Genomic DNA, 19,679 nt, shown 5'->3' with positions numbered 1-19,679 from the left:
TCGAATCAGATCAGACAATTGCGCTGGGCAAACTTGGCCATGTGCACCACAGAAGACATCCGCAACTTCTCCTTGAGTCGACACTTGTAGGTACTGATGGTCTTGTGGCTCAGCAGCATATCCTGGGCAATCTTGTTGTTGGTGTAACCCAACGCCAACATCCTCAATACGGCCAGTTCGCGATCCGAAAGCGAATGCACCAGTTCTTGCTCGGTGGCCTGCAAATCGTCACGGCGCACCGAACTGCTTGGCAGGCTGGGGAAACAGTTGTAGTTGGACATCACCGCCTTGATTGCTTTTTGCAGCTCTTCCAGCTCTCCGGTCTTGGCAACAAACCCCATGGCTCCGGCACGCATGCACCGGGTGGAAAAAAACTCCGGCGGATACGACGTCAATACCAGAATCTTGCAGGGCGCACCCAGCGCCTTGACGCGGGCGATCACCTCCAGCCCACCCAGTTTTGGAATGGCCAAGTCGAGAATAATCAAGACGGGGCACCATTCTCTAACCTTCTGAAGCGCGTCCGCCCCCGTGCCGGCTTCCTCAATGTCAGTGAAGCCTTCGCACTTGAGCAAATACCTGACAGTTGCCCGTATAAACGGATGGTCGTCCACGATTAATACTTTGTTCCCACTAACTGACGCTTTGCTCATATCACTACCCTGAGAAGATAAGTACCTTACACATCACGTGCGACACAGGTACCTGTGAGAAATGACAGTGCCGACCAGTGGCACTGCCTTCACTCAGGTGGCCCCTTCGATCGAAGTCATGCCGAGCACATGTAGCCGAACCGTGACCACCGGCTAGCTGCAAGTGCGCAACCTTAACAACGAAATAACGTATTGACCGAAGGGGGAATCCCAATTATGTGTAGGACTTTTCCTCGCAAAACAGCGTTTGCGCACGTTTCTCAGTCGGTGGTGCTCGGGCTCCAGAACGCCTGCACGACCAGGCTCGATGTGGAAATACGCGCCACCAGCGCGTCCAGTTCGTCACCGTCTACCGAGGTCGCGGCCAGGGTGGCCTCGATTTCCACTTCTTCGCTGCCGAACGGCCGCACATCAACGTCGCTGGCGGGGTAGTTGCAGCGCGCCAGTTCGGCTTCCAGCAGCACCATCACCGCCTGTTGCTGGCTGCGCCGGGCGATGACATAGAGGATGTTGGTGACCTCCGCCGACACCACGTCCAGTGGCTGGCGGTTGATGTTATTGACGATCGGCCGCAGCAAGGTGTTGGCCGCCAGCACAAACAGGGTGCCCAACAGCGCTTCAAGGATCAGATCAGCCCCCGCACACGCCCCCACCGCCGCCGAAGCCCAGAGTGTGGCGGCCGTGTTGAGCCCACGCACGTTGCCTTCTTCGCGCATGATCACGCCAGCGCCCAAAAAGCCGATGCCCGACACCACGTACGCGACCACTCGCACCGCGCCCTCCGCGCCGCCCAGGCGGTTGGCCATGTCGACGAAGATCGCCGCGCCCACTGCCACCAGCACGTTGGTGCGCAAGCCCGCCGTACGCTGGCGGTACTGGCGCTCGAAGCCGATCAAGCCACCGAGGATAAACGCCGCGGTGAGGCTGACCACGGTATCGACCAAGGAGTTGAGGTTGATGTTGTTGATTGCCTGCATAAGAAAAATCTCCATGACTGCTGCGCATGCCAGAAACCTTCGTGCAGGTACGACCGACTGCACCGCGCCCGTTGTAAAGGCACAGTCAGCTTGGCCCGCCCGCCGTAAAAGGCAGGCGCGTGCGTAGCATCTCAAGTGATTTGAGGTGCTGGTCAGCGTCGATGAGAGGGATGCAGGCAGGTGCCAGGACTGGCCGCTGCCGGAATGCCGCTTCTCGCTTTTTGAGGCGAGACAACGGCATCAGGAAAAATGCGCGTTACCTTGCCAAGTAGGTGCCGGTTACCGAAACCGGCCGACGACTGTCGCTCGAACAAGTACCCACTGAGGGTCTCCGCTATTGATGAAAACGCGCGGAGTTTACCCCGCGTTTTCGAGGGAGTAAACCGTAGGAGAATTTACCGATGGCGTTTGAATGGATCGTTCAGGGTGAGTTCAGGAACTGTTTTTTTGGCCACGCCTAAGACCAAATGTGGGGGCTGGCTTGCCTGCGATGGCGCAGTGTCAGGCAATAAAACTCCAGCAGACATACCGCTTTCGCAGGCAAGCCAGCTCCCACAGGAACTGTGTACGTCCGTTATGACGGCATATCGGGCCGATCCCGCTCAACCAGTTTCAGGTAATCATGCAGTTGCCCGCCGGCGACGGGCTTGACCTGAATCGACACCCTGTTCACCTGCCGTCCCATCCTGATGCCTTCGCGCGTGCGCACCTGCACATACCCAAGCTTGGGCCAGAAGCGCTCGGCCTTGGTATTGCCGACCACCACCGTCAACCGCAGCCACTGGGCACCGTTGCTCACCGCCCAGGCTTCAAGATCGGCATGCAATTGTCGCGCAAACCCGGTGCCATGCAGGCGCGTATGCACCAGTAGCAAACCGATATGCCATACGCCGACGGCCAGCAGATCTGCCGCGATGTTCACCACGGCAACCCGTTGGTCCTGCGCATCGCGATAACCCAACCAGTACATCCGGCTGCAATGCCAACCTGCAGGCAAATAGCCCTGCAACGCTTCGTGCGCTTCGGTCGGTGATGCCGGTTCACCATTGACCGCGATGAAATACTCGGGTGCCTGGTCAAAAAAACACTGCAGTTCACCCGCGTCGCCGTCGTGCAGCTCAACCACCCGAATACCTTCGAGTGAGCAACCAACTTCCATGTTTATTTGCCCTTTAATCGTCGCGCGTCAGCACTTCCAGCAACTCGATTTCAAAACGCAGATTACTGTTGGGTTTGATATGCGCGCCCATCGAACGCTCGCCATAAGCCAGGTGTGCCGGCACAAAAAGCGTGCGCACGCCGCCGACCTGCATGCCCATCAAGCCCAGGTCCCAGCCCTTGATCACGCGCCCGGTGCCGATCACACACTGGAACGGCTTGCCGCGCTCCCAGGACGAATCGAACACGCTGCCGTCTTCGAGGGTGCCGGTGTATTGGGTGGTGATCAGCGCACCCTTGACCACGGTTTTGCCGGTGCCCTGGCGGGTGTCGGTGATCTGGAGTTCATCGTTGCTCATGGGGCTCTCGTTGGATGAGTCAGGGCTGGGGTTTTCCCAGAATAGAGTGAGCTTGGCAAGTGCGCCCTCGCTACACCCTTATGCCGATCATTCATTACAACCAATGCCAGAACCGGCTCCAGAACCCGCGGCCCAGATCATCCTTGCAACGCGCATATTGCGCCGCGTACATCTGCGAGCGCGCCTGCACCTTGCTCGCCACCGGCGGCAGCCAGGCTTTGGCCGCATAGGTGCGCTGGCGATAGCCGCCCCAGCCTTCGTGGTAGTTCAGGTATTGGCCGTAGGCGTCGTATTTGTACACGCCGTTGATGGTGTAGGTCTTGTCCATGTACCAACCCACAAAGTCGATGGAGTCGTCGAAATCCTGACGGCTCGCACCACTGCGGCCGGTGCTCTTGCGGTAGTCGTTCCACACTTCATCCTTGGCCTGGGAATAGCCTTCGGCAGTCGACACGCGCCCCCACGGGATAATCCATAGCAGATATTTGCGCGGGGTCTTGGCATCCTGGCGAAAGCCCGACTCTTGATACATGATCGCGAACGGCACCTGGATCGGCACGCCCCAGCGCTTTTGCGTGACTTTGGCGGCGTCGTACCAGTCGTCTTTTTCACGAAAGATGCCGCAGATGTCGTTTGGCGTGCGTGGCGGTGAAGTACCGCACGCCGCCAGCAGTGAAGTGAGTAATAACAGCCCGACAGCTTTGCCTGCGCTCAAAGTGCACCTTTGCGTGATACGCGTAAAAAGCCGGTATTTTACGCATTCATTCGGGCGCAGGGGGTAGCGAGTTATCCCCAGCGCCCACAGGCGGCATCCATGCCGCACATGCTCAGCTTAAGCCAACGGCACGCGACGCGTGGTCAGTGCGGTACGACCCACAAAGAAGCTCAACGCCGCACCCAACAGCAACATGGCCAAGGTGCTCCAGGCTGCGCGGGACAGCTGTTTAGCCGCCACTTCACCGGCTTCACGGGCTTTCTGCTCGGCTTGCTGCTTCAGCTCATCAACCTTCTGCATGGCTTGCTGATAAGCCTGGGCATAGTTGTCGACGATCTGGGTGGCTTCAGCTTTGCTCTTGCCGGTACGGGCGGCCACGATGTTGACCAGCGCGTCTTTGTCCGCTGCATTCAACGCAGGCTCGCCTGAAGCTTTGACGCGTTCGAACCACTGTTTCAACTCATCACCGGCCTGGGCAGGGTTGGTCGCGGCGTCCTTGGCCGATTGCTTGCCGTCGGCGGCGGCCTGGTCGGTTTTCTGCTCGACGTTGGCCGGGTCCAGCTCAGGCTTGCCGCTCTGCTTGAGCAAGGTGTCGAGTTGGCCTTGCAGGCTGTTCCAATCGAGTTGGATACCCTGCTCGTTCAACTGCTGCTTGATGCTATTGCCGATCCCAGGCGCAGCAGCGGCGATACCACTGCCGGCGGCGGACAAGCCTTTACCCACCACATTACCGGCGGTGCCGACCACGCTGGCGGCCAGACCAGCCAGCAGCCAGGTGGTGAGCAAGGTGGTAAAGGTCCAGGTCAATACGCCGTGCAAGCCGCCACGGTCCGGTGCAGTGCGCCCGGCCACAAAGGCGCCGAGGCCGACAGCCACCAGGGTGGAAACAAACAGCCAGATCCCTGCACCGGTGCCGAAGCCGCTCAGGGGGTTACCCGCTTCCATCGGGTTGACGGCACTCGCGCCAATGGCCGTGCCCAGCACGCTGAGCACCAGGTAGGTCACCAGGGCAATTGCACTGCCGGCCAGCACAGAGCTCCAGGACACGCGAAACGGTGAACGGTTGGTTTCATAGACAGTTGTCATGATTAATCCTTTGAGTGGTTGACCGTTGCAGTCTGGCGAGCGCGTTGCCGGTCGTCCCCGCTCAAATGCACCAGAGCCTCTGGTGCATTCGCACCCCGCAGTGGGCACTTTGTATGCACTATCCTGATGCCTGGGTGTCGTACCCTTCATGCGCCCACCCCCGGAGAGATCATGACCCAGGACGTTCTTGCCAAAGAAACCAACCGCCGCCAATTGCAACAGATCATCTCCGGGTTATCGGACGGTGTGATCCTGGCCGAAGTCGACCAGACCATTCTGTGGGCCAACGAAGCCGCGCTGGCCATGCACGGGGTCAGTGAGGTCGAGCAGCTCGGCGCCAATACCGAGCAGTACGCCAAGCGCTTTGCCTTGCGCTATCGCAACAACCATCCCTTGCCGCTGGACAGCTACCCGCTTAGCCGAGTAGCAGCCGGTGAAGAATTCAGCGATGTGGTGGTGGAAGTCACCCCCGCCGACGACGAAGGCCGCCGTTGGGTGCACCGCTTGCGCAGCCTGGTGCTGACGGACGCCCACGGCGAACCGGAGCTGTTGGTGCTGATCCTCAGCGACGCCACCGAGTGGGCCAGCGCAGAACAACGCTTCGAGAAAACCTTCAACGCCAACCCGGCGCCTGCGGTGATCTGCCGCCTCAGCGACCTGCGCTACATCAAGGTCAACCAGGGTTTCCTGGAGATGACCGGTTACAACCGCGATCAGGTCATCGGCAAATCCGTCTATGAACTGGATGTACTGGAACACGCCGATCGCAAGGACCTCGCCATTCAGCGCCTGGGCGAAGGTGCGACCATCCCGCAGATGCAGGCTGAACTGCGCCTGCCCGAAGGCGGCAGCAAACTGGTGATCGTCGCCGGCCAGCCGTTGGACATGAACGAAGAAGACTGCATGCTGTTTTCCTTCACCGACCTGGAGCCACGGCGCAAGGCAGAAATCGCCCTGCGCCAGAGCGAAGAACGGTTCGCCAAATCCTTCCGCCTGACGCCGGTACCCACCTTGGTATGCAACGCCGCCAACCGCCAAGTGGTGGATATCAACGAGGCGTTCATGAACATTACCGGCTACACCAGTGAAGAACTGATCGGCAAGAACGTTGAGGATATCAACTTCATCGACAGTGCCCCTGCCTGCACGCAGCTGTTCACCACCCTGGAAAACGCCGGCAATCTCGAAGGCCAGGACCTCAAGGTGCGCAAGAAAGGCAACGAGGTGATCGACTGCGTGGTCTCCGCCGACACAGTGAGTATCGAGGACGTGCCCTGCTACCTGCTGGTGCTGATGAACATCACCGAACGCAAACGCTCGGAGCTTGAGCTGGTGGCGGCCATTGAGGAAGTGATGCAGGACGCCTCCTGGTTCAGCCAGACTCTGATCGAGAAATTGGCCAACGCCAAGAGCGTCAACAGCCCCAACCTGCCGAACGTGGCCTTCACCGACCTCACCGCCCGTGAGCGTGATGTGCTGGGTCTGATCTGCGAAGGCCTGGCCGACAAAGAGATTGCCTCGCGCCTGAAACTTGCGCCCAACACGGTGCGTAACCATGTGGCCACGGTGTACTCCAAGCTCGGCGTGCACAGCCGCAGCGCGGCCATTGTGTGGGCCAGGGAGCGTGGCTTGTTTGCCGGCGAACTGCGCATCAAAAGCAAACCATAGAGTGCAAATGCACTAGTGCGACCAGTGCAAATTCGCCTTATTCCATCGCAGCACGCTGCTTAACCTTGAAGAGTGGGCACAGGGCCTAGGGCCCCGTGCCGAAATGGTTTGATCTCTTCCAAGGAAAGCACGATGAAAAGCGAACAAGTCAAAGGCGCCGTAGAGAAGGTTGCCGGCAAGGCCCAGGGCTTTATCGGCGACCTCACCGGCGATGAACAATTGCAAGCTGAAGGCGTGGCCCGCCAGGCCGCAGGTCAACTGCAGCAAACGTACGGCGACGCGCTGGACACTGTGAGTGATTTCGCCAAAAACAAACCCCTGGCTACCGTGGCTGTCGTCGCCGGTATCGGCCTGCTCGTGGGCCTGCTGTTGCGTCGTCGTTGAGGAGGCCGAGGCCCATGTTTACCCTCTCTCAATTGCGCAACTGCATCGAAGAAGGTTTGTCGCCCTTGACCTGCGAGTTCACCCTGTGCCGGGACGCGTCACTGACCCTCAAGGTCTACGACGCCGAGACCGGCCGGGTTGACCTGGTAGTCACAGGCATCAGCACCAACCGACTGCAGACCCCGCAAGAAGTAGCCAAGATGGTTGAAGAGTTGCGCTACGAACTGCAGAGCAACAACGTCGGCAAGCTCACGCTGGATGATTTTGCTTCAACGACGACCCAGTAAAAATGCAGGCGGGCTGATATCCAGGCGGACCTGGGTGAGGTCGAGGCCGACGTGATGGGTGAGGTAACGCGACCAGGATGGCCGGTTACCTTAATGCGTTATCGAGGAAAACACACCGATCAGCGCTTGACGGGAGTGATCTCGAGAATGGTGCCGTTGGTGGTTTTGAGCAGCACAAACTTGTCCCCCACCCGTGCCCATTGGCTGTCTGCCTCTGGCTGCTTGAGGCCACGTTTTTTCCAGTCGCTGACCGCCGATTCCTTGCGCATCAGGATATCCGGGGCGCGGTCACCCTCTTTCAAATCCCGCGTATTGATGCTCGAAGGCTGCACGGTTTCCTGAGGTGTATCACCGGCCTGCACGACAAAGCTGGCGGTGGACAGCCCAGCGGTGAGCAGCAGGCAAGCGGCTAGGGTCTTGGACTTCATGGGTGCTCCTTCAATGAATGATGCGTACCCAGGTTCCGACCGCAGGCGCATGGAATCATTCAAGTTTGTATCTTTCCTGTGGCGAGGGAGCTTGCTCCCGCTGGGCTGCGCAGCAGCCCCAAAAAGGCTGGCCGAGTAACACCTGAACCAACGCGGTGGATCGATTGGGGCCGCTTCGCTGCCCAGCGGGAGCAGGCTCCCTCGCCACAAAAGCTGTGCCACATCCATTGCCAGCATGAAATAAATCCTGTAATTTTTCATGAAATTTCTCGACATTAATTTCATGAATCAACAACAAGAGCTCGACGCACTGGCCGTCCTCATCCACGACCTGCGCAAGCACAAGAAACTCACCCTCGCCCAACTCGCGCAAAAAATCGAGCGTTCGGTGGGCTTTGTGTCTCAAGTCGAACGCGGCCTGTCGCGCCCTACCGTGGCCGATCTCACCGCCATCAGCCACGCCCTCGATGTGCCCACCACCTATTTCTATAGCCTGCCCAAACCCAAGGCGGTGGATTGGGTCACGCGCCCCAACGAGCGGCGCACGGTGTATTACGCCAATGGCATCACCGACATTCTGGTGTCGCCCAGCATGCACGGCGCGTTTTCGATGCTCGACAGCCTGTTGGCGCCCGGTGCCAACAGTGGCGAGCAAACCATGAGCGACCGCGCCGAGCAGGCCGGTTTTGTGCTGGAGGGCGAGTTGACGCTGTGGGTGGAAGGTGAGACTGACCCGGTCACCCTCGGCCCTGGCGACAGCTTCCACCTGGCCAGTTTTGCCCATTGCCGCTACGCCAACCTGACTGATCTGCCCGCCCGCGTATTGTGGGTTTACAACTAGGAGCAACACCCGTGAAAAGCCAATCCTCCACGTTGCTGGCCGAAGTACGGACCTTTCGCCAGAACCACCCCGAGGTGCGTTACGTCGACCTGATCGCCCTGGACATTCCGGGGCATTTCTACGGCAAGCGCTACCCTGTGGAGATGCTTGAAAAAGTCGCCGCCGGCAGCCCGCTGAAGCTGCCGCAAAACGCCGTGCTGCTGGGCGCTCAGGGCGGGCTGTTCAAGATCGGTGATTATTGCTTTCACGACGGCGACCCGGATGCCAACCGCCGCCTGGTGCCAGGCACGCTCAAGCCGGTGAGCTGGGAAGCGCAGCCGCTGGGGCAGATGCTGATCACCTCGGATGGCACCGAAGCGCCGATTGAATTCGAACCACGTGAAGTGCTGGCCAAGGTGCTGGAACGCCTGCAGCACAAGGGCATTCACCCGGTAGTGGCGTTTGAGCTGGAGTTTTACCTGCTCGATAAAAAACTCGACGACGGCCTGCCGCAATTTGCCCGCGACCCGTTGAGTGATGACGCTGACGACCAGCCCAACCTGCATATCGAGCGGCTGTCGCGCTTCAGTGAAGTGCTCGACGACATGGCGCAAACCGCCCAGGCCCAAGGCATCGACATCACGGTGATCACTGCCGAACTCGGCCCCGGCCAGTTCGAGATCAACTTCGGCCACTGCGACGACGGCCTGCGCGCCGCCGACTGGGCCGCGCTGTTCTGCCGCAGCACGCGTGGCGTGGCACTCAAGCACGGCTACCGCGCCAGCTTTATGGCCAAGCCTTACCTGCAATTTCCCGGCAGCGGCATGCATGTGCATGTCAGCCTGTATGACGGCGCGGGCAATAATTTACTCGCGGCGCACCAGCAGCAACCGCTGCGCCACGCGGTGGCCGGTTGCCTGCAATTGCTGCCGCACTGCATGCCGATCTTCTCGCCCAACCACAACGCCTTCCGCCGCTTGGGTGGCACCGTGAACGCGGCCACTCGCGCCAGCTGGGGCTTTGAAGACCGCGATGCGTGCGTGCGCATTCCCGAATCCGACCCGCGCAACCTGCGCATCGAACACCGCCTGGCCAGCGCCGATGCCAACCCGTACCTGGTGCTGGCAGCGATCCTGGCAGGCTTGGAGCATGGCCTGGAAGCCGGGCAAGAACCCATCGCGCCGCTGAACGAGGACCGTAACAGCGGCGCCGACTTCCCCCTGGAAATGCTCGACGCCGTGCGCGCCATGCAGCATCAAGCGGTAGTGCGCGATAAGCTGGGCGCCGAATTTATCGACGTGTACTGCGAAAACAAACGCCAGGACCACCTGGCCTTTCAACAAGAGATCAACGCGCGGGAATACCGCTGGTTTCTCTAGCCCTGGAATCACCGATGACCGACCAAAGCGCCCCGGCTCTCAAGGAAATCTTCAACGTCGAACGCCTGCAACACATTGCCAGTGAAATGACGGCGGTGTACCCGGCGTTTGACGCCAAAGGCTTTCTAAAGCACGCCAACGCCGGGCTGGCCGAGTTGTCGGTGATGCAGCGCATGGCGCGGGTCAGTGAGAGCCTGCATGCGGTAATCTCACTGGATTACGCGCACACCCTCAAGCTGCTGTATGCGCTGGCCCCGCGCTTGAACAGTGCATTTGTGTGCCTGTTCCTGCCGCACTACGTGGCCAGTTACGGCCTGAATGACTTCAAGCGCTCCATGGCCGCGCTCAAACACTTCACCGTGTTTGGCTCGGCCGAGTTCGCCATTCGCCCGTTCTTGTTGAACGACTTTGAACGCACCCTGGCCGTGATGCAGCAGTGGTCGCTGGACGCCAACGACCATGTGCGTCGCCTTGCCAGTGAAGGCTCGCGCCCTCGCCTGCCCTGGTCTTTTCGCTTGGCGGCGGTGCAGTCCAACCCGCAGCTGTGCGCCTCGATCCTGGATAACCTCAAGGCCGACAGCAGCCTGTATGTGCGCAAGTCGGTGGCCAATCACCTCAACGACATCGCCAAGGACCACCCGGACTGGGTGCTCAGCCTGATAGAAGGCTGGAACCTGGACAACCCGCACACCGCCTGGATCGCCCGGCACGCCTTGCGCAGCCTGATCAAGCAAGGCAATCCCCGCGCACTGACGATCATGGGCGCCGGCGCCAGGGCCGAGGTCAACATTCACCATCTGAAAGTCACACCGGCCGTGATCAAACTGGGCGAGCGGATCAACCTGTCGTTCAGCCTGGAATCCACCGCCACCGCCGCGCAGAAGCTGGTGGTCGACTACGCCATCGACTACGTAAAAAGTGCCGGCCATAGCGCGCAGAAAGTGTTCAAGCTCAAGGCCTTTACCCTGGGCGCAGGCGAACATCACGCCATCCGCCGCGAACAACATATCCGTGAGTTGACCACGCGCAAGCATTACGCGGGCAAGCATTGGGTGCATGTGCTGGTGAACGGCGAAAAGCTCGCCAGTGCCGAATTTGAACTGCTAAAACCCTGACATAAATCAAACAAAAGGCTCTAGCACGGGCCTTTCAGACACATTTATTGTCAGACAATCCTGGCTTTTGTTGTTGCGACCCATTATCATCCGGCGCCTTCTCACTACCCATCGGGTAGTTGTTCCACTGTGTCACCCGAGGCGCCCATGTACCGTTTGTACCGTTTTTCGTTTCAAAGCCCCTTGCTTGCCCTGAGTCTGGGGCTGGTTTCCCACGGTGTCAGTGCCGCCCTGCAACCCATGGCCGAAGCCCCGCTGGCCAGCGACACCGAGCTGCACTGCCACTTCAACCGCGACGCCAGCACCGACTGCACCACCACCCAGCACTACACCATCCTCAAGCCCAGCGGCCGCGAAATGCTCTCGCGCATCGACTTCGATTACTCCGAAGGCGACACCTTTGAAGTGATCAGCGCGCAATCCACCCAGCCGGGCGCCAAGCCGGTCGCGCTGGACGCCGCGCAAATCGACACACGCACCGCGCCCAACCCGGACCAGGGCTTCAGCCGTGACAAACAAACCTCCCTGGCCTTCCCGAACCTGCGCGTAGGCACGCAAATTCGCTACACCGTGCGCGAAGGTCGCGCCGCCAAACCGTTGGTGACCCAGTTTCACTACGCAATCATGTTTGGCCCCAGCGCATTCCGGCGCGACCACGTCAAAGTGCGCTTTACCGCCGAACGCCCGATCCAGTGGCGCAGTGAGTTGTTCGACGGTTTCAAAGTAACGGCATCCGCCAACGGCAAGACCCTGGACGTGGTGCAAAAAAAGCCGACCTATCTCAATTACATCAACGAATCCTCCAGCGCCGCGCTGCAACGCGTCCCGCGCCTGGAAGTGGGCAGCGCCCTGGACCGCCAAGCGTATTTCGGTGATTTCGCCCAGCGTTACAACCAGATCCTCGGTGCCAACCTGCCCGCGCAGGCGGCCGCTGCCGTAGCCGCCGCACGCGACCTGGCGCCGGCACAACAGGTCGAAGCGCTGATGCAGCACATCAACGACCACTACCGCTACCTGGGCGACTGGCGCGCTACCGAGCGCGGTTATGTGCCGTTCAACCTGGCGGAAATCGAGCAGCATGGTTATGGCGACTGCAAAGACCTGGCGATCCTGCTGACCGCAATGCTCAAAGCCAGCGGCATCAAGGCCGAGACCGCCTGGGTCAGCCGTGGCGACGTAGCGTTCTCATTGCTGATCCCTGGCACCAACGCGGCGAACCACGCCATCGTGCGTGCCGAAGTCGACGGCCAGGTCTGGTGGCTCGACCCGACCAACCCGGTGTTCGCCCCCGGCCAGACCATGCCCGACATTCAGGACCGCTGGGTGCTGGTCAATGATGCTCAGGGCCAGGTACGCGAAGAACAGATCCCGCTGGAACGCCCGGAAACCACCCTGCGCCTGGACAAAAAAGTGCACTTCGACAAGCAAGGCAATGGCGCCACCCAGGCCACCATCACCTTCAGCCGCCTGCCGCTGATGCAAATGAGCGTCGCCGATCGCCAACAAGGCACCACCGCCACCGACCAGAACATCTGCGGCAACTTCGGCAACGAAATCAGCGACTGCACAATCACCCGCCCACCCACCGCCTTCGTGGTGCATGACGGCTACACCGTCAACGCCAGCATGAACGACCAGCGCGCGCTGGAAAAGCTCGCGAACGACTACGTCTACACCGACGAGTCACTCAAAGGCCGCTGGGATGGCTTCATCAACTACCGCCGCCATGATCAACAAGCCGACCTTTACCTGGGCAACCCCGAAACCTACGACTACCGCTTCACACTGACCGGTGGGCAGATGGAAAAAGCCATCCCCGGCTGCCAGGTGCGTTCGCCGTGGTATGACCTGGATCTGGACGGCAAGCTTATGGATAACGGGCTGCAATATCACTATCGCCTGAGCCAGAAAACGCGCTGGCTGACCCATGCGGAAGTCGCCAGTGAAGCATTCGGCAAAATGATAAAAGAGGCGCGGGCGTGTGCCGAGCAGGTGCATCAGGTGGTGAAGCTCTAATAACTCACTGACACAACACCGACCCAATGTGGGAGCTGGCTTGCCTGCGATTGCAGTGTGTCATTCAACAAATAAGTTGACTGACAGGGACTCATCGCAGGCAAGCCAGCTCCCACATTTTTATCCGGTTTCTTCAGTGAGTTTCGCCGAGCAGCAACCCCTGCTCCCGCGCGCACAACTCCACCACATAATCCCACAACACCCGCAACCGCACCGACTTGTGCAGCTCTCGGCGCGAGCTGATCCAGTAGCTGCGCTGGATGCTTTCTGCCGGCAGCAATGGCACCAGGTCCGGGTCGCCGGCGGCCATGAAGCACGGCAACACTGCAATCCCCAACCCCGAACGCGCCGCCTGGTGTTGAGCAATCACGCTGGTGCTGTGAAAAACCACCTTGGGGTTGCGGCAAAAGCTGCTGAGGAACTTGAGTTCCTGACTGAACAGCAAGTCATCCACGTAATCAATCCAGGCATGGGCGGCGAGGTCTTCACGCTTTTCGATCGGCGGGTTGCGCGCAAGGTAGGCACGGCTGGCGTAGAGCGCCAGGCGGTAGTCGGTGAGTTTGCGCGTGACGAGTTGGTCGACGCTGGGGCGCTCGAGGTGGATGCTGATTTCCGCTTCACGGTTGAGAATGCTCACAAAGCGCGGCACCGCCACCAGCTCCACTTCCAGCCCCGGATAACGCTCGAACAGCCCACCCATGCGGCTGGCGAGGAACATCACGCCCAACCCCTCGGCCACGCCGAGGCGGATCTTGCCCAGCGGCGCAGCGGAATGGGTGAGTTCGTCTTCGGCCAGCAACGCGACGTTTTCCATGGCCTCGGCGTGCTTGAGCAGCGCTTCTCCGGAAGGCGTCAGTTCGTAGCCTTGGGCATGCTGCACGAACAGCGCGGTGCCAAGGCTCTTCTCGATGGCCTCGATATGCCGGGCCACGGTGGCGTGCGTGGTTTTCAGGCGCTGCGCAGCGGTGAGCAGGCGGCCACTGCGTTGCAGCTCAAGAAAAAACCGCAGGTCATTCCAGTCGAACATGTCGCCTCCAATGCGAGAGCCTGAGCCGCGCTGTTTAAAAACGCACAGCAGCTGGGTAAAAACTAACATTTTTAAGACGAAAACTAACAACTAGGATGGGGCCAATAAGAAAAACAAGCGAGACCTCAGATGCCCATTGCAACTGCTGAATACGATTACATCGTCGTAGGCGCCGGCCCCGCAGGCTGCCTGCTGGCTAATCGATTGTCCGCCAACCCCGCCCACCGCGTGCTGCTGCTCGAAGCCGGTGGCCGCGACAATTACCCCTGGATCCACATCCCCGTCGGTTACCTGTTCTGCATCGGCAACCCGCGCACCGACTGGTGCTTCAAGACCGAAGCCCAGGAAGGCCTGCAAGGCCGTGCGCTGAGTTACCCACGCGGCAAGGTGCTGGGCGGCTGCTCGTCCATCAACGGCATGATCTATATGCGTGGCCAAGCCCAGGATTACGACGGCTGGGCCGCCGCTGGCAACCCCGGCTGGGCCTGGAAAGACGTGCTGCCGCTGTTCAAACAGAGCGAAAACCATTTTGCCGGCGGTTCGGAATTTCACAGCGACGGCGGTGAGTGGCGCGTGGAGCAACAGCGCCTGCACTGGCCGATTCTCGATGCTTTCCGCGATGCCGCGGCGCAAAGCGGCATCGCACCGATCAGCGATTTCAACCAGGGTGACAATGAAGGCTGCGGCTACTTCCAGGTCAACCAGAAGGCCGGGGTGCGCTGGAACGCGGCCAAGGCGTTTCTCAAGCCGATCCGCCAGCGCCCCAACCTCACCGTGCTGACCGAAGTGGAAGTCGATCGCGTGGTGCTGGAAAACGGCCGCGCTTCGGCCGTGGTCGGGCGCCAGCATGGCCAGCAATCAAGCTGGAAAGCACGCAAGGAAATCGTCCTGTGCGCCGGCTCCGTCGGCTCGCCGAGTATCTTGCAACGCTCTGGGATTGGCCCATCCAATGTGCTCAAGCCATTGGGCATCAACGTGCTGCATGAACTGCCGGGTGTCGGTGGCAACCTGCAGGACCACCTGCAACTGCGGCTGATCTACAAGCTGGAAAACGCACGCACCTTGAACCAGATCGCCGCCACCCTGTTGGGCAAAATGGGCATGGGCCTGCGCTACCTGTATGACCGCAGCGGCCCATTGTCGATGGCGCCCAGCCAGCTCGGCGCCTTCGCCCGCTCCGGCCCGGAACAGACATCAGCCAACCTTGAATACCATGTGCAGCCACTGTCCCTGGAGCGTTTTGGCGAGCCGCTGCATGCGTTCCCGGCATTTACCGCCTCGGTCTGCGACCTGCGCCCGCAAAGCCGTGGCCGCATTGATATTCGCTCGGCCAACCCGGCAGATGCACCCCTGATACGGCCCAACTACCTCAGCCATCCCGAAGATTTGCGCGTAGCCGCCGATGCGATTCGCCTGACCCGGCGCATTGTCGCCGCACCGGCCCTGAGCCAGTTCAAGCCGGTGGAATACCTGCCGGGCGACGCGCTGCAAACCGAAGAACAGCTGCATGAAGCCGCTGCACGCATCGGCACGACGATTTTCCACCCGGTGGGTACTTGCCGCATGGGCGATGACAACGATGCAGTGGTCGATGCCCAACTGCGCGTGCATGGCGTGCCGGGCCTGCGCATTGCCGATGCCTCGGTGATGCCACGCATTACATCCGGCAACACTTGCTCACCTACACTGATGATTGCGGAAAAAGCAGCGCAGCTGATGCTTTCGCCGAACACAAGGAGTCTCGCCCCGCAGAGAGAAACGGTTCATGCAATCTGAATAGCGGCGCCGCACCCGGCGCCGACAGTGGAACAACAATAAATAATCACTGTGAGGGATACCCGATGTCAGAACATGCTCAACCCCTGGGCTCGGCCGTCAAGGCGAGCACCGGCAGCGAATCAAGGAAAGTCATCTTCGCCTCGTCTTTAGGGACGGTGTTCGAGTGGTACGACTTTTTCCTCTACGGCGCCCTGGCGGCGGTGATCAGCAAGCAATTCTTTGCCGGGGTGAATGACACCACGGCGTTTATCTTTGCCTTGATGGCCTTCGCCGCAGGCTTTGTGGTGCGGCCGTTTGGCGCGTTGGTGTTCGGCCGCCTGGGCGACATGATCGGGCGCAAGTACACGTTTTTGGTCACCATCATCCTCATGGGCGTGGCGACCTTCTGTGTCGGGCTGTTGCCGACCTATGCCAGCATCGGCATTGCGGCGCCGATCATTCTGATCGTGCTGCGCATGCTGCAAGGCCTGGCGTTGGGCGGCGAATATGGCGGCGCAGCCACTTATGTGGCCGAGCACGCACCGGCCGGCAAACGCGGCCTGCACACCAGCTGGATTCAATCCACCGCCACCTTGGGCCTGCTGCTGTCGCTGCTGGTGGTGCTGGCTTGCCGTTACTTCACCGGCGACCAGTTCGAAGTGTGGGGCTGGCGCATTCCGTTCCTGTTCTCCATTGTGCTGCTGGGCATTTCCACCTGGATCCGCATGAGCCTGCATGAGTCGCCGGCATTCCTGAAAATGAAAGAGGAAGGCAAGGCGAGCAAGTCGCCGATCCGCGAATCCTTCGGCAAATGGGAAAACCTCAAGGTGGTGCTGATTGCGCTGTTCAGCATCAACGGCGGGCAGGCAGTGACCTTCTACGCCGCGCAGTTCTACGTGCTGTTCTTCCTCACGCAGTTCCTGAAGATGGACCCGGCCCTGGCCAATATGCTGCTGATCATCAGCGTGGTAATCGGCGCACCGTTCTTCATCCTGTTTGGCTGGCTGTCGGACAAGGTTGGGCGCAAACCGGTGCTGATGCTCGGCTTGCTGCTGGCCACCGCGCTGTACTTCCCGATCTTCAAAGGGCTGGCGCACTACACCAACCCGGCGATGGACCAGGCCAGCCACCAGGCGCCGATCACCGTATTGGCCGACCCGGCCACCTGCACCTTCCAGTTCGACCCGGTAGGCAAGGCGCGTTTTGACAGCCCGTGCGACAAGGTCAAGACCTTCCTGGTCAAGCAAGGTCTGCCATACAGCAGCGCCGCCGCGCCAGCCGGCAGCCCGGTGCAGGTGAGCGTGGGTGATGTGCGCATCGACGGTTACGACGAAGCGGCCCTGCGCGGCGCGGTGACCCTGGCCGGCTACGCGACGTCGGCGGATGTGGCGCAGGTCAACAAGGTGATGGTGGTGGTGCTGATCGTGGTGCTGATCCTGATCGCCGCCATGTGCTACGGCCCGCTGGCGGCGCTGATGGTGGAACTGTTTCCGACGCGTATCCGCTACACCTCGATGTCCCTGCCCTACCACATCGGTAACGGCTGGTTTGGCGGGTTCCTGCCGACCGTGTCGTTTGCCTTGGTGGTGTACACCGGCGATATCTTCTACGGCCTGTGGTATCCGGTGGTGGTGACCGGGGTGAGCTTGATTGTGGGGTTGTTCTGCCTGAAAGAAACCAAGGACGTGGATATCAATAACAACTGATCCTCAGAACGCTGAAGATCCCCTGTGGGACCTGGCTTGTGTGCAAGCCAGCTCCCACATTTTGCTGTGTGGTGCCCATACAAATTGCTGTACATCCATACAGATAATGGTTGCTCAATTGCCTTTGACTGAGCATCCTGCAAGGCATCGACCCGATTTGATGTGATGACCATGCGGCTGTACCTCTGTGAAAAACCCTCCCAGGCCAAGGATATCGCGGCCGTGCTCGGCGCCAGCCGGCGTGGCGACGGCTGCTGGCTGGGTAATGGGGTCACAGTCACCTGGTGCATCGGCCACCTGCTGGAAACCGCCCCGCCCGACGCCTACGACGCCAAATACAAGCGCTGGGTGCTGGCCGACCTGCCAATCGTGCCGGAAAAATGGAAGATGCTGGTCAAGCCCAAGACCGCCAGCCAGTTCAAGGCCGTCAAGCGTTTGCTCGGGGAAGCCCAGGAACTGGTGATCGCCACCGACGCCGACCGCGAAGGCGAAATGATCGCCCGTGAGCTGGTGGAGCATTGCCGCTATCGCGGGCCGATCCAGCGCTTATGGTTATCGGCGCTGGATGAAGCCTCCATCCGCAAGGCCTTGGCGGCCCTCAAACCCGGCGCCGAAACCTTCAGCCTGTACCACTCGGCCCTGGGCCGCTCGCGCGCCGACTGGCTGATCGGCATGAACATGAGTCGCCTGTTTACCCTGCTCGGGCGTCAATCCGGCTATCAAGGCGTATTGCCGGTGGGCCGCGTGCAAACCCCGACCTTGCGCCTGGTGGTGGACCGCGATCGCAGCATCGCCGACTTTGTGCCGGTGGCTTACTGGGCCATTGATGTCGACCTGCGCCACGGCCCCATGACCTTCACGGCTCAATGGCGCGCCGCTGAGGATGCCTGCGACGATCAAGGCCGCTGTCTTAACCCGCAACTGGCCCGCGATGCCGCCGATGCGATGACCAGCGCCGCCAGCGCCAGGCTGGTCAAGCTGCGTACCGAGCGCGTGCGCGAGGTGGCGCCCCTGCCCTTCGACCTCGGCACATTGCAGGAAATCTGCTCCAAAAAGCTCGGACTCGGCGCCCAGGAAACCCTGGACATCGCACAGTCCCTATACGAAACCCACAAAGTCATCACCTACCCTCGCAGTGATTGCGGCTACCTGCCGCTCAGCCAACACGGTGACGCGCCGAAGATCCTGGCCGCGCTGGCCCGCGCGGATGCGGCGGTGAATGAGCTGATGGCGCATATCGACCCGCAACGCCGTTCGCGGGCCTGGAACGACGCCAAGGTCAGCGCGCACCACGGCATCATTCCTACGGGTGCCGGTAAGGATGTCGCGCAACTGGCCGGCAAACACCGTGCGGTCTACACGCTGATTCGCGCACGTTACCTGGCGCAGTTCCTGCCCAACCATGAATACGATCGCACCCAGGCGGATTTCGACTGCGCAGGCCAAGCCTTGCGCGCGGTAGGTAAAGTCATCATCGAGCCGGGCTGGAAGCGCGCCCTGCCCGAGGCTCTCGCGCCCGCCAAAGGCCGCGAAGCCCCCGCACCGCAGGCCTTGCCGACCTTGGTGCAAGGCCAGGATTATGCGGTGGCCAAGGTCAACCTCAAGGACCTGTGGACCCAGCCGCCCAAGCCCTTCACCGAGGGTGACCTGATCAAGGCGATGAAAAACGTCGCCAAACTGGTGCAAGACCCGCTGCTCAAGCAAAAGCTCAAGGACACCACCGGCATCGGCACCGAAGCCACCCGCGCCGGGATTATCCAGGGTTTGCTCGACCGGGGTTATCTGGTCAAAAACGGCAAGGCACTGTCGGCCACTCCGGCGGCGTTCAGCCTGATCGACGCGGTGCCGCGAGCGATTGCCGACCCAGGCACCACTGCGATCTGGGAGCAGGCACTGGACATGGTGCAAAGCGGAGAAATGAGCCTGGAAGAATTCGTCGCCAAGCAGGCGGCCTGGATGAGCAAACAAGTGGCACGCTGCAATGGCATGCGCATGACCATCACCGGTCCGGCCAGCCCGGCGGGCCGAGGCGCCACGCCGTGGAAAAACAAACGCAAGGCCGCACCGCGCAAGACGACAGGGGCTCCAAAGCGGGCGAAAAAACCGAAAAGTGCCAGCTAAAACGCGAAATAAACCAGTGTAT

Annotated in this window: 18 protein-coding genes; 10 read left to right on the top strand and 8 right to left on the bottom strand. The window is 60.6% G+C overall.

Annotated features, from left to right (window positions below; translation table 11 throughout):
- Positions 1–5: 5 nt before the first annotated feature.
- The 6 genes from PSH96_RS10640 to PSH96_RS10615 form a co-directional block, all read right to left on the bottom strand.
- Positions 6–653 carry a response regulator transcription factor gene (locus tag PSH96_RS10640; protein WP_305459082.1) on the bottom strand — a complete coding sequence of 216 codons (648 nt, stop codon included), beginning with the start codon at positions 651–653 and terminating at the stop codon, positions 6–8.
- A 260-nt stretch (positions 654–913) separates the two neighbouring features.
- Positions 914–1,630, bottom strand: coding sequence for an MgtC/SapB family protein (locus PSH96_RS10635; protein ID WP_056858056.1), 717 nt, complete (start codon positions 1,628–1,630; stop codon positions 914–916).
- Between the two features lie 574 nt (positions 1,631–2,204).
- Complete coding sequence (locus PSH96_RS10630) at positions 2,205–2,789, bottom strand: GNAT family N-acetyltransferase (protein WP_305459080.1); 585 nt, start codon at positions 2,787–2,789, stop codon at positions 2,205–2,207.
- 13 nt (positions 2,790–2,802) lie between these two features.
- Positions 2,803–3,147, bottom strand: a complete 345-nt coding sequence (locus tag PSH96_RS10625) for an FKBP-type peptidyl-prolyl cis-trans isomerase (RefSeq protein ID WP_305459079.1) — start codon at positions 3,145–3,147, stop codon at positions 2,803–2,805.
- 94 nt (positions 3,148–3,241) lie between these two features.
- A complete protein-coding gene (locus tag PSH96_RS10620; RefSeq protein WP_017138992.1) occupies positions 3,242–3,862 on the bottom strand; it encodes a hypothetical protein in 621 nt (206 codons plus the stop codon).
- 117 nt (positions 3,863–3,979) lie between these two features.
- Positions 3,980–4,948, bottom strand: coding sequence for a hypothetical protein (locus PSH96_RS10615; RefSeq protein ID WP_017138991.1), 969 nt, complete (start codon positions 4,946–4,948; stop codon positions 3,980–3,982).
- Positions 4,949–5,119: 171 nt separating this feature from the next.
- On the opposite strand from PSH96_RS10615, the gene PSH96_RS10610 reads away from it, so the two are divergent.
- The 3 genes from PSH96_RS10610 to PSH96_RS10600 all read left to right on the top strand — a co-directional run bounded on the left by PSH96_RS10610 (position 5,120) and on the right by PSH96_RS10600 (position 7,287).
- Positions 5,120–6,616 carry a helix-turn-helix transcriptional regulator gene (locus tag PSH96_RS10610; RefSeq protein ID WP_305459078.1) on the top strand — a complete coding sequence of 499 codons (1,497 nt, stop codon included), beginning with the start codon at positions 5,120–5,122 and terminating at the stop codon, positions 6,614–6,616.
- 132 nt (positions 6,617–6,748) lie between these two features.
- Positions 6,749–7,000 (top strand): CsbD family protein, encoded by a 252-nt coding sequence (locus PSH96_RS10605; RefSeq protein WP_064451786.1) that lies wholly within the window; start codon positions 6,749–6,751, stop codon positions 6,998–7,000.
- Between the two features lie 14 nt (positions 7,001–7,014).
- Positions 7,015–7,287 carry a DUF1652 domain-containing protein gene (locus PSH96_RS10600; RefSeq protein ID WP_056858062.1) on the top strand — a complete coding sequence of 91 codons (273 nt, stop codon included), beginning with the start codon at positions 7,015–7,017 and terminating at the stop codon, positions 7,285–7,287.
- 119 nt (positions 7,288–7,406) lie between these two features.
- Here the strand turns inward: PSH96_RS10600 and PSH96_RS10595 are convergent, their stop codons facing one another.
- Positions 7,407–7,715: an RcnB family protein gene (locus PSH96_RS10595; RefSeq protein ID WP_056858063.1), complete on the bottom strand. Its 309-nt coding sequence runs from the start codon at positions 7,713–7,715 to the stop codon at positions 7,407–7,409.
- Positions 7,716–7,998: 283 nt separating this feature from the next.
- Here PSH96_RS10595 and PSH96_RS10590 point away from each other — a divergent pair, with 283 nt between their 5' ends.
- The 4 genes from PSH96_RS10590 (at position 7,999) to PSH96_RS10575 (ending at position 13,045) form a co-directional block, all read left to right on the top strand.
- Positions 7,999–8,556 carry a helix-turn-helix domain-containing protein gene (locus tag PSH96_RS10590; protein WP_058420646.1) on the top strand — a complete coding sequence of 186 codons (558 nt, stop codon included), beginning with the start codon at positions 7,999–8,001 and terminating at the stop codon, positions 8,554–8,556.
- An 11-nt stretch (positions 8,557–8,567) separates the two neighbouring features.
- Entirely contained in the window at positions 8,568–9,914 is a 1,347-nt protein-coding gene (locus PSH96_RS10585) for a glutamine synthetase family protein (protein WP_305459077.1), read from the top strand.
- Positions 9,915–9,928: 14 nt separating this feature from the next.
- Positions 9,929–11,029: a DNA alkylation repair protein gene (locus tag PSH96_RS10580; RefSeq protein ID WP_305459076.1), complete on the top strand. Its 1,101-nt coding sequence runs from the start codon at positions 9,929–9,931 to the stop codon at positions 11,027–11,029.
- Between the two features lie 156 nt (positions 11,030–11,185).
- Complete coding sequence (locus PSH96_RS10575) at positions 11,186–13,045, top strand: DUF3857 domain-containing transglutaminase family protein (protein WP_305460031.1); 1,860 nt, start codon at positions 11,186–11,188, stop codon at positions 13,043–13,045.
- A gap of 133 nt (positions 13,046–13,178) precedes the next feature.
- Here the strand turns inward: PSH96_RS10575 and PSH96_RS10570 are convergent, their stop codons facing one another.
- Positions 13,179–14,072 carry a LysR family transcriptional regulator gene (locus tag PSH96_RS10570; RefSeq protein WP_065911353.1) on the bottom strand — a complete coding sequence of 298 codons (894 nt, stop codon included), beginning with the start codon at positions 14,070–14,072 and terminating at the stop codon, positions 13,179–13,181.
- A gap of 129 nt (positions 14,073–14,201) precedes the next feature.
- Here PSH96_RS10570 and PSH96_RS10565 point away from each other — a divergent pair, with 129 nt between their 5' ends.
- From PSH96_RS10565 to PSH96_RS10555, 3 genes are all read left to right on the top strand, one after another.
- Positions 14,202–15,848 carry a GMC family oxidoreductase gene (locus tag PSH96_RS10565; protein WP_305459075.1) on the top strand — a complete coding sequence of 549 codons (1,647 nt, stop codon included), beginning with the start codon at positions 14,202–14,204 and terminating at the stop codon, positions 15,846–15,848.
- Between the two features lie 65 nt (positions 15,849–15,913).
- The gene (locus PSH96_RS10560) at positions 15,914–17,536 is read left to right on the top strand and encodes an MFS transporter (protein WP_305459074.1); all 1,623 of its coding nucleotides are present in this window, start codon (positions 15,914–15,916) and stop codon (positions 17,534–17,536) included.
- Between the two features lie 171 nt (positions 17,537–17,707).
- Positions 17,708–19,657, top strand: a complete 1,950-nt coding sequence (locus PSH96_RS10555) for a DNA topoisomerase III (protein WP_305459073.1) — start codon at positions 17,708–17,710, stop codon at positions 19,655–19,657.
- Positions 19,658–19,679: the final 22 nt, after the last annotated feature.

The organism is Pseudomonas sp. FP2338, from assembly GCF_030687515.1.
Taxonomy (GTDB): Bacteria; Pseudomonadota; Gammaproteobacteria; order Pseudomonadales; family Pseudomonadaceae; genus Aquipseudomonas; species Aquipseudomonas salomonii.
This window is presented reverse-complemented; position numbering and strand designations above follow the sequence as displayed.

Excerpts from the sequence above, each read along its gene's own strand:
- PSH96_RS10640 (WP_305459082.1), bottom strand. The coding sequence starts at position 653 with ATGAGCAAAGCGTCAGTTAGTGGGAACAAAGTATTAATCGTGGACGAC.
- PSH96_RS10635 (WP_056858056.1), bottom strand. The coding sequence starts at position 1,630 with ATGCAGGCAATCAACAACATCAACCTCAACTCCTTGGTCGATACCGTG.
- PSH96_RS10630 (WP_305459080.1), bottom strand. The coding sequence starts at position 2,789 with ATGGAAGTTGGTTGCTCACTCGAAGGTATTCGGGTGGTTGAGCTGCAC.
- PSH96_RS10625 (WP_305459079.1), bottom strand. The coding sequence starts at position 3,147 with ATGAGCAACGATGAACTCCAGATCACCGACACCCGCCAGGGCACCGGC.
- PSH96_RS10615 (WP_017138991.1), bottom strand. The coding sequence starts at position 4,948 with ATGACAACTGTCTATGAAACCAACCGTTCACCGTTTCGCGTGTCCTGG.
- PSH96_RS10610 (WP_305459078.1), top strand. The coding sequence starts at position 5,120 with ATGACCCAGGACGTTCTTGCCAAAGAAACCAACCGCCGCCAATTGCAA.
- PSH96_RS10605 (WP_064451786.1), top strand. The coding sequence starts at position 6,749 with ATGAAAAGCGAACAAGTCAAAGGCGCCGTAGAGAAGGTTGCCGGCAAG.
- PSH96_RS10600 (WP_056858062.1), top strand. The coding sequence starts at position 7,015 with ATGTTTACCCTCTCTCAATTGCGCAACTGCATCGAAGAAGGTTTGTCG.
- PSH96_RS10595 (WP_056858063.1), bottom strand. The coding sequence starts at position 7,715 with ATGAAGTCCAAGACCCTAGCCGCTTGCCTGCTGCTCACCGCTGGGCTG.
- PSH96_RS10590 (WP_058420646.1), top strand. The coding sequence starts at position 7,999 with ATGAATCAACAACAAGAGCTCGACGCACTGGCCGTCCTCATCCACGAC.
- PSH96_RS10580 (WP_305459076.1), top strand. The coding sequence starts at position 9,929 with ATGACCGACCAAAGCGCCCCGGCTCTCAAGGAAATCTTCAACGTCGAA.
- PSH96_RS10570 (WP_065911353.1), bottom strand. The coding sequence starts at position 14,072 with ATGTTCGACTGGAATGACCTGCGGTTTTTTCTTGAGCTGCAACGCAGT.
- PSH96_RS10565 (WP_305459075.1), top strand. The coding sequence starts at position 14,202 with ATGCCCATTGCAACTGCTGAATACGATTACATCGTCGTAGGCGCCGGC.
- PSH96_RS10560 (WP_305459074.1), top strand. The coding sequence starts at position 15,914 with ATGTCAGAACATGCTCAACCCCTGGGCTCGGCCGTCAAGGCGAGCACC.
- PSH96_RS10555 (WP_305459073.1), top strand. The coding sequence starts at position 17,708 with ATGCGGCTGTACCTCTGTGAAAAACCCTCCCAGGCCAAGGATATCGCG.